Below are 9356 nucleotides of genomic sequence, written 5' to 3'. Positions count from 1 at the left end.
GGTTACCCTATCCTCGATACCTGCGTCGCCGCTACCACCCCCCAACCAAGGAGTCCGATGGCCCCCAACACGCCGCGGCGCCCGGGTCCGGAGGGCTTCGTGCCGTTCCCGGCCGACCGGGCCGCGTCCTACCGGGCGGCGGGCTATTGGGCGGGCCGGACGCTGGACACGCTGCTGACCGACGCGGCACTCCGCTGGCCCGGCCGGATCGCGGTCGTCGACGCGCTGTCGGACGGCGGGTTGAGCTACGCCGAACTCGCCGAGCGGGCCGAGCGCGTCGCGGCCGGTCTGGGGCGGCTGGGCATCGCGCCGGGCGACCGGGTGCTGCTGCAGCTGCCGAACGGCTGCCCCTTCGCGGTGGCGCTGTTCGGGTTGCTGCGGGCGGGGGCCATCCCGGTGATGTGCCTGCCCGGCCACCGGTCCGCCGAATTGGCTCACTTCGCCGCGGTCAGTGACGCGACGGGTCTGATAATCCCGGACAGCGCAAGCGGTTTCGACTACCGGGCGATGGCGCGCGGCCTGCTCGACGATCACCCCGCGCTGCGGCACGTCATCGTCGACGGGGATCCCGGGGAATTCACCCCGTGGACGCAACTGTGCGAGGACGAGGCCGAAGGTTCACACATACCGCCGGCCGATCCGGAAACCCCTGCGCTGCTACTGGTTTCGGGCGGCACCACCGGGACCCCCAAGCTGATCCCCCGGACGCACGAGGACTATTTGTTCAACGCGACCGCCAGCGCCCAGGTCTGCGGTCTGGGCGCCGAGGACGTCTATCTGGCGGTGCTGCCCGCGGGCCACAACTTCCCCCTCGCATGCCCCGGTCTGCTCGGGGCCATGGCCGTGGGAGCGACGACGGTGTTCGGCGCCGACCCCAGCCCGGAGGCCGCGTTCGCCGCGATCGCCCGCCACGGCGTCACGGTCACCGCCCTGGTGCCGGCGCTGGCCAAGCTGTGGGCGCAGGCCTGCGACTGGGAGCCGGTGACGCCGAAGTCGTTGCGGCTGCTACAGGTTGGCGGTGCGCGGCTGGACCCGGCGGACGCCCGCCTGGTGCGCGCCACGCTGACCCCGGGCCTGCAGCAGGTGTTCGGGATGGCAGAGGGTTTGCTGAACTACACCCGTCCCGACGATCCGCCGGAGGTCGTCGAGAACACCCAGGGGCGGCCGCTGTGCGCCGACGACGAACTGCGCATCGTCGACGCGGCGGGGGCGCCGGTGGCACCCGGCGACGAGGGCGAGCTGTTGGTGCGCGGCCCGTACACGCTCAACGGCTACTTCCGCGCCGAGCGCGACAACGCGCGCTGCTTCGACCCGGACGGCTTCTATCGCAGCGGCGACCTGGTCCGCCGCCGGGACGACGGCAACCTGGTGGTCACCGGCCGGGTCAAGGACGTCATCTGCCGCGGCGGTGAAACCATCGCGGCGGCGGAGCTCGAGGAGCACCTGCTGAGCCATTCCGCGATCCGGTCGGTGGCCGCGGTCGGGCTGCCCGATCCCTACCTGGGTGAAAAGATCTGCGCGGCTGTCGTTTTCGCCGGGACGCCGCTCGACCTCGCCGAGCTGAACGCGCACCTCGACGAGCGCGGCGTGGCCGCCCATGCTCGGCCGGACATGCTGGTCGCGATGGCGGCGCTGCCCACCACGCCGATCGGCAAGGTCGACAAGAAGGGGCTCGCCCGCCGGCTCGGCGGGCCATAACCCGAATTCAGTGCTGCACACGCACCGCGAGGTAATACCGATGCCGCCGGGTGTGGTCGACGGTGTAGCCGACCGCCTTGGCGGCGGCCTCGTGATCGGAATCCAGCCAACGCTCGGTGTGCTGGCGTTCGAACTCGGCCCACGACGCGACGGTGAACCGCTCGAGGACCGTGTCGGCGCTTTCGGCGCTGCGATACAGCCGCCAACTGTGGCCACCCGTGCGCAGCCGCGACCGCCTGACCGCGCTCATCGCCTTCACGAAATCCGGGAGGTTCTCGGGCGGCACCCGGTAGTTGACGGTCACCAGCACCGGCCCGTCGTCGGGGCGCGGCTCGAACACGAGCATCGGCGACGTCCAGCATGTCGAAATGTCGCGGCTCAGCAGCCCGGTGGCCGCCCGCAGTGGCAGCACGGGGACGCTGAGGGCGGCCACCCCCAGCAGCGCCGCCGAGCACGTCAGGGCGATCTCGAGCCCCGCCCGCGTGGCGATGAGGCCCCAGCAGTACGAGCCGATCGCCATCGAACCGGTGAACACCAGCAGATACACCGACAACCCGCGCGCCCGAACCCATTGCGGCAAGTGCAGCTGCGCCGCGGCGTTCAACGTCGACAAGGTGATCAGCCAGGACATCCCCGCCAGCACCAAGACTGGCATCGCCGCCGCGAACGGCAGCCACGCCACCGCCGCCGGCGCGAGGCCGTATACCGCGGCGCAGGCCGCGAGGAGCACGTTGGCCGACACCTTGCGGCGCAGCGGTGTGGCGACGGCGACGGCGAGCGTCGCGCCAAGGCCGATGGCCCCCAGCGTCAATCCGTAGCCGCTGGCTCCCAGGTGCCAGCGGTGGTCGGCGGCCACGGGCAGCAGGGCCAACAGGGCCGAGGCGGGGAACAGGAAAAGGCTGGCGCGCAACAAGATTCTGCGAAAGATCGGGCTGTGGGCGACGTATTGCAATCCGGTGCCGATCGCCTGGCTGATGCGTTCCCGCTCGATCGGCGCGATTTGCTTGGGTCGTTTCCAGCCCCGCAGGACAACGATGATCCCGGCGAACGAGACCGCGTTGATCGCGAAGACGGCGGCGGGGCCGGCCAGCGCCACGGCGACGCCGCCGAGCGCGGGTCCCACCGCCTGGCCCACGTTCGCCGAGACGCTGGACAAGGTGGCGGCGGCGGGTATCTGCTCGCGTGGAACGAGCTCAGGCTGAATCGCCTGCCAGGCCGGTGCGGTCAGCGCCGAGGCGCAGCCGATGGCCACGGTGAACAGCAACAACGAGGTCGGGGTGAGGTGACCGGCGTAGGTCAGCGCCGCCAGCGCCAGCGCCACCGCCACCGCGTACGACTGCAGGAAGATCAACAACCGCCGCCGGTCGAACAGGTCGGCCAGCACTCCGGCGAACAGTCCCAGCACTAGCGTCGGCCCCAGGCTGGCCGTCTGGACCAGCGACACGATGGTGGCGCTGCCCTGCTCCTCGATCAAGAACCACTGGGCCGCCACGCTTTGCATCCAGGTCCCGACGTTGGAGATGAACTGCGCGATGAACAGGCTGCGGTACAGGCGATTGCGCAACGGCGTGGGCGCAGGCTGCCCACCGTCGGCGCGCTCGGCGACCTGAGTCACCGTCGAACCGATTGACGACGGCCCGTCGCTTCACGGGCAACGCCTTGCGCCTCGTGCACGGCTGAAAAGTCTAGGACACGCGTCCTGCCCGTGCAGTACTCGACGGGCGGCTAGAAAGTCAGCCCGGAGAACATGACCCGGCCGGGGTCGTACTTCTGCCGCACGGCGCTCAGCCGGGACAGGTTCGGGCCGAAGTAGCGCGAGGGCGGCTGGCCCGCCTCGATGTAGTTCACGTAGCCGCCGACCGAATAAGGTTGCACCGCTTGGTGTGCGGTGTTGAGCCAGTTGGTGGCCGCAGCCGGGTCACCGGTTTCGACGTACCACTGCACCAGCGACGACTGCCGGCGCCACGGAAAAGCCGTGGCCCCCGGCGCCACGGTCGCGAGGGCACCGTCGAGGGCGTGCATGATCGCCAGCATGCGCCCCGCGCTCCGGGGGAAGGCGTTGACCGCGGCGGCGATCCCCTGGGCCGCGGCCGGGGTGAGCGTGGTGAACACGTCGGAGCCGCCGACGTACCCGAGCGGCGCCGGGTTGAGGTTCCCGACGGCCAGATACCGCACCAGGTCAAGGTAATTGAACGTGTGGTTCTCGGTCCCGGTCGGTTGCAGTCCGACGGCCGAGGTGATCGCGTTCGCCACGCTGCCGCCGGAGCCCGCGGGGCAGGTCGCCATGATCCGGCAGTGCGTGCCCATCGCGTCGACGGTGGCGTCGGCCAGGGCCCAGCTGTTCCGGTCGGCGGTGCGCAGCCAACCCTGCCACCCGAGCAAGACCTGCGCGAAAGACTGGGGCGGGAAGTTGAGGTTGACCACGTCGACGTCACCGGTCGGAAACGTGGCGAAGGTCAGCGAGGTCGTCACGCCGAAGTTGCCGCCACCGCCGCCGCGCAGCGCCCAGAACAGGTCGGGGTTACTGGTCGCGGATGCCGTGACCGCCTGGCCCCCGGGCAGCACCACCGACGCCGACGTCAATTGGTCGCACAGCAGGCCCGCGTGCCGGGATTGGGCGCCCAGGCCGCCGCCCAGGGCGTGGCCCGCGGCGCCGACCGAGGGGCACGTGCCCGTCGGGATGCCCCGGCCGGCCGCGGCCAGGGCCTGGTGCATCGCGTACAGACTCGTCGCCGGCGTCACCGTGACCTGGCCGCTGGACGCGTCGTAATTGATCTCCCCCGGCAGCTGGCGCAGGTCGAAAACCATGGCCCCGTTGGCCGTGGACGCGCCGATGTAGGAGTGCCCGCCGCTGCGCGGCGCGACCTTGAGGTTATTGGCGGCGGCAAACGCCATCGCCTTTTGCACGTCGGCCGCCGATGTCGGGGTGACGATGGCCGCCGGCGTGGAGCCGTTGTAGTTGGTGTTGAAAACCTGCTTGGCCGAGCCGAATTGGGAGCTCCCCGGCAACAGCAATTTGCCGCCGAGGGCTGCGGAAAGGCCGTCCCAGCCGGACGCGGCCGGAGCGGCGGTGGCCCGGACCGCGCCGAGCCGGCCCGATCCGAAAGCGGCGCCGGCGGCCAACGCCCCGGCGGCGCCCCGCAGGAACGTCTGGCGGGAGATCTCACGCGCCAACGGAGGGCCCCCGCGATTGCGTCATGCCCGCATTCTCGACGAGGAGAACCGCGGCGCGGCATGACGTGTCGGGGCGACGGCCGAAACGTGCCCGAACCGTTACCGGGCCGAGCGCCTACCGCCCGCTGAGCGTCAGTGTCCCTTCGGTTTTGAGCACCCTGCTGGCGGTGATCCGTTCGGCCTTGCGGGCCTCCCGCTCGAGGTAGCGCTGCTTGGATTCGTCGAATTTGTCGCTGGCCACTTCGAGTTCCTTGATCAGCACGGCGAGGTCGTCGCGCATCCGGGCGGCCTCGCCGGTGAAGTCATCCCGTTCGAAGATGCGCCACTTCTTGAGCACCGGCATGACGACCTCGTCCAGATGGATGCGCGGGTCATAGACGCCACCGACCGCGATGATCACGGCCTTGCGCCGAAACTCCGGCACGGTGAATCCGGGCATCTTGAAATTGCGCAGGATTCGGTGCACCGACCTCATCGCCTGATTGGGCGCGATGTCCAGGCCCGCGGCGCTGACGTCGCGGTAAAAGATCATGTGCAGGTTCTCGTCGTGCGACACCCGCGCCATCAACTGTTCGGCGATGGTGTCGTCGGCGGCCCTACCGGTGTTGCGGTGCGCGACGCGGGTGGCCAATTCCTGAAACGACACGTACATGACCGAGTCGAACAGGCTCTCAGCGAACATGTCCCCCTGCTGGTTCTGGCCCGGGCTGAACCCTCTTGTCATTTGCTCCATCCGCAGCTTCTCCAGCTCGACCGGGTCGACCGCGCGGGTGACCACCAGGTAGTCGCGCAGCGCCGTGCTGTGCCGGTTCTCCTCGGCCGTCCACCGATTCACCCATTGGCCCCACGGGCCGTCCATGCTGAAGTTCATCGCGATCTCGCGGTGGTACGACGGCAAGTTGTCCTCGGTCAGCAGGTTTTGCACCATCGCGACCTGCGCGACGTCGGTAAGCCGGCTCTGGCCGGGCTCCCAGTCCTGGCCGTCGAGGGCGTAGAAGTTCTTGCCGTCCGACCACGGAACATAGTCGTGCGGGCTCCACTCCTTGAACAGCGACAGGTGGCGGTTGAGCAGCTGCTCGACCACGGGCTCAAGTTCCTGGAGTAGCTGCAGGTTGGTCAAGCTGTCGGACACGGACCCTCCCAGTTATGTGTGCCTATCAGTACCTGTGTCATGCAGTTACATCAAGATGACATGCCGGGAGTCCGTCGACTAGGGCCAAAAGTCCTTCCGGGCAAAGCGACGGCGCAGGCAAGCGAACGGCGTTCGGTACGCCGAGATCGACGCTGCCGTGCACTTCACTCGCACTTCTTCGCGCCAGCGTCGATCTCGACGAAGATTCGCCTCGGGACGGGCGCTAGTGCCGGGCGATCAGGTACGGCGCGAGCGTCGACAGCTTTTCGCAGGTCTCCTCGAATTCGCGCTCGGGATCGGACTCTTCGATGATCCCCGCGCCGGCCCGCAGCCACGTCTTGCCGTCGCATTCGTAGGCCGCCCGGAGCGTCAACGCGGCGTCGAGGCCGCCGTCCGCCGAAACCATCACGACGGCACCGGAGTACAGCCCGCGCGGACCTTCGTCGAGGCGCAGGATGGCCTCGACGGCGGCCGCCTTCGGGATGCCCGAGGCCGTGACCGCCGGAAAAAGCGCTTCCAGCGCGTCCATCCGGTCGCTGGAGGGGTCCAGCCGCGCGCTGACCGTGGAACCCAGGTGCTGCACGCTGCCGCGCTCCCGCACCGTCATGAAGTCGCTGACCACCGCGGTGCCCGGTTCGGCGATCTCGGTCATCTCCTGCAACGAGCTGCGCACCGAAATAGCGTGCTCGACAATCTCTTTGGAGTTCGATTCCAGGTCTTCGCGAGCCTGGCGATCACGCGCCGCACCGCGGCCGAGCGCGCGCGTGCCGGCCAGTGGCTCGGTCACCACGGCGCCGTCGCGGTGCACGGCCGCCACGAGTTCGGGGCTGTAGCCGACGGCGCGAATCCCGCCGAGCCGCAACAAGAACGATCGCACCGGGGTGTTGTGCCGCCGACCCAGCCGGTAGGTGGTCGGGAAGTCCACCGCGAAAGGGACTTCGAGGCAACGGGACAGGATCACCTTGTGGTAGCCGCCCGCCGCGATCTCGCGGACGGCCGCCGCCACCCGGTCGCGGTATCCGGACGGGTCGTCGCTCACATCGACCGCGCGGGCGTCGGGCAGGCCGCACAGGCCGTCGCCCAGCAAGCCATGCACCGCGTCGATGTGGCCGGCCTCGGCGCCGTAGAGGCGGACGGCCTCCCGGGTCACCACGACGCGGGTGCGCGGCCAAAAGACCCGCGCCAACGGCGTGCCCGGCGCCAGCCGCTGCTGCAGCCCGTAGCGGTGGACGCCGAATTCGAAGCTGACCCAGCCGAAAAGCTGGTCGGTTTCGAGCAGCAGCCGGTCGATGGCCTCGCCCAGGACCGGGCCGGGCCGCCCGGACCATTGTTGCCTCTGGGCGGCGCCGTCGCGGATCACCCGCAGCTCGTCGCTGTCCAGCTCGACCATCGCCCGTACGCCGCTAGCCAGCACCCATTGCCCGTCGTGCTCGTAGAGCAGGTAATCCTCGCCGAGCCGCTCCGGCAGGGCGCGGGCCAGCTCGGCGGCCAAGTCGGCCGGGTGGACGTCAGGGGGCAACGGAATCGGCGGTGACTCGGAGCCTGCGGGACTCGTCTCGACGCTGACCTCGGTCACGGTTAGTAAATGTAGCCTAACCTATCTAACTCCGCGCAACCCCTCCCCATGGCCCGCCAGGGAGCGCCGCGGCCGCGCCCACGCCCATCCACACAGCGAATCACCAGAAAAGTCACAGTGGATTCACGCCAATCCCCCCACACCCGGTCCGACCAGCGGCGCTGTGACCATAGCGTTTGAGGAGAATCCGCTCTTTCGATACGGCTGTGTAAAACATCCGCTTTTCGCGCTGTGTCCGAGTGGCGGACCCCTATCGGCGGAGTTACGTTTTGCACCGGTTTCGGGACGGCATGGTTGCCCCGGTTGTGCACGGTGCGTCCCTGATCACCGCTTCAAAAAGAGAGGCACCCAATGCTGCAAGAGTTCTGGCACAACTTCACCCACAACCTGTTCAAGCCGCTCCTGCTGTTCTTTTACTTCGGCTTCCTGATCCCGATCCTGAAGGTGCGCTTCGAGTTCCCGTATGTGATCTATCAGGGCTTGACGATGTACCTGCTGCTCGCCATCGGCTGGCATGGCGGTGAGGAGCTCGCCAAGATCAACGCCTCCAGCATCGGGGTCATCGTCGGATTCATGGTGCTGGGCTTCCTGCTGAACTTCCTGATCGGGGCCATCGCCTACGTGCTGATGGGCTGGCTCACTTCCCTACGGAAGGTCGACCGGGCAACGGTCGCGGGTTACTACGGATCCGACTCGGCGGGCACCTTCGCCACCTGCGTGGCCGTCCTGGCCGCCGTAGGCATCTCGTTCAACCCGTATATGCCCGTGATGCTGGCCGTCATGGAGATTCCCGGCTGCCTGGTGGCGCTCTACTTGGTGGCGTTGCTGCGCCACCGGAACATGGACGCGGCGGGGAACATGCCCGACGAGCCCGGGTACATGCCACCGGTCAAGGTCGGCATCGGGCCCGGCACCGCGGCCAAGCCCCCGCACGGCCAGAGCTTGGAGTCCGAGCACGACCGGGGAGTCGAGCAGGAGCTGGAGCTCGCCATGGAGAAGCTGGAGCATCCCAACTGGGAGCCCGACCAGAGCCCACCGATCGGCAAGGCCAAGAGGATGCCGATGTTCTCCCGCGAGCTGCTGCAGGAAGTGTTCCTCAACCCCGGCCTCGTCCTTCTCTTCGGCGGCATCATGATCGGCCTCATCAGTGGGCTGCAGGGGCAGAAGGTCGTCGCCGACGACGACAAGTTCTTCGTGTTGGCCTTCCAGGGCGTGCTGTGTCTGTTCCTGCTCGAGATGGGCATGACGGCGTCTCGCAAGCTGCGAGACCTGCGGTCGGCGGGCCCCGGTTTCATCTTCTTCGGTTTGCTCGCACCGAACATCTTTGCGCCGCTGGGCATCATCGCCGCCCACATCTACGCGTCGGCGACCCACGCCGATTTCAAGCCGGGGACCTACGTGCTGTTCGCGGTGCTGTGCGGCGCGGCGTCCTACATCGCCGTGCCGGCGGTGCAACGGCTGGCGATCCCCGAGGCCAGCCCGACGCTGCCGCTGGCCGCGTCGCTGGGCCTGACGTTCTCCTACAACGTCACGATCGGAATCCCGCTCTACATCGAGATCAACCGCCTGGTCGGGCACTGGTTCACCTAGGGGCCCGACGAAGCCGGATGCCTGTCACGGTCGTTCCGCGACCACCCGCAGTCAGCCGATAGGTGACCGTCGAAAGCGGTATCACATGCGATACCGCTTTCGCGGCGCATCCGTGGCCTCCTTGTCCGCCGGGCCGCGGCGGCCCACGGAGCGAGGCGGGGGGCTGGCGGGACGTTTGTGCGTCCG

At 68.7% G+C, this 9356-nt stretch carries 6 protein-coding genes; 2 read left to right on the top strand and 4 right to left on the bottom strand.

The features are described from left to right. Window positions 1-57 precede the first annotated feature (57 nt). Window positions 58-1698 (top strand): (2,3-dihydroxybenzoyl)adenylate synthase, encoded by a 1641-nt coding sequence (locus tag MTAB308_RS26305; RefSeq protein ID WP_077103543.1) that lies wholly within the window; start codon window positions 58-60, stop codon window positions 1696-1698. Between the two features lie 7 nt (window positions 1699-1705). Here MTAB308_RS26305 and MTAB308_RS26300 read toward each other — a convergent pair whose 3' ends face one another. From MTAB308_RS26300 to MTAB308_RS26285, 4 genes are all read right to left on the bottom strand, one after another. After that, on the bottom strand, window positions 1706-3313 hold the full coding sequence (locus MTAB308_RS26300; RefSeq protein WP_077103541.1) for an MFS transporter: 1608 nt from the start codon (window positions 3311-3313) through the stop codon (window positions 1706-1708). Between the two features lie 110 nt (window positions 3314-3423). Beyond that, window positions 3424-4872 (bottom strand): FAD-binding oxidoreductase, encoded by a 1449-nt coding sequence (locus MTAB308_RS26295; protein WP_077103539.1) that lies wholly within the window; start codon window positions 4870-4872, stop codon window positions 3424-3426. Between the two features lie 115 nt (window positions 4873-4987). Continuing rightward, window positions 4988-6004 (bottom strand): acyl-ACP desaturase, encoded by a 1017-nt coding sequence (locus MTAB308_RS26290; RefSeq protein WP_077103537.1) that lies wholly within the window; start codon window positions 6002-6004, stop codon window positions 4988-4990. A 223-nt stretch (window positions 6005-6227) separates the two neighbouring features. Continuing rightward, complete coding sequence (locus tag MTAB308_RS26285; RefSeq protein ID WP_077103535.1) at window positions 6228-7580, bottom strand: salicylate synthase; 1353 nt, start codon at window positions 7578-7580, stop codon at window positions 6228-6230. A 351-nt stretch (window positions 7581-7931) separates the two neighbouring features. Here MTAB308_RS26285 and MTAB308_RS26280 point away from each other — a divergent pair, with 351 nt between their 5' ends. After that, window positions 7932-9170, top strand: coding sequence for a sodium-dependent bicarbonate transport family permease (locus MTAB308_RS26280; protein ID WP_077103534.1), 1239 nt, complete (start codon window positions 7932-7934; stop codon window positions 9168-9170). Window positions 9171-9356 lie beyond the last annotated feature (186 nt).

It is taken from the genome of Mycobacterium terramassiliense, assembly GCF_900157385.1.
Classification (GTDB): Bacteria; Actinomycetota; Actinomycetes; order Mycobacteriales; family Mycobacteriaceae; genus Mycobacterium; species Mycobacterium terramassiliense.
This window is presented reverse-complemented; position numbering and strand designations above follow the sequence as displayed.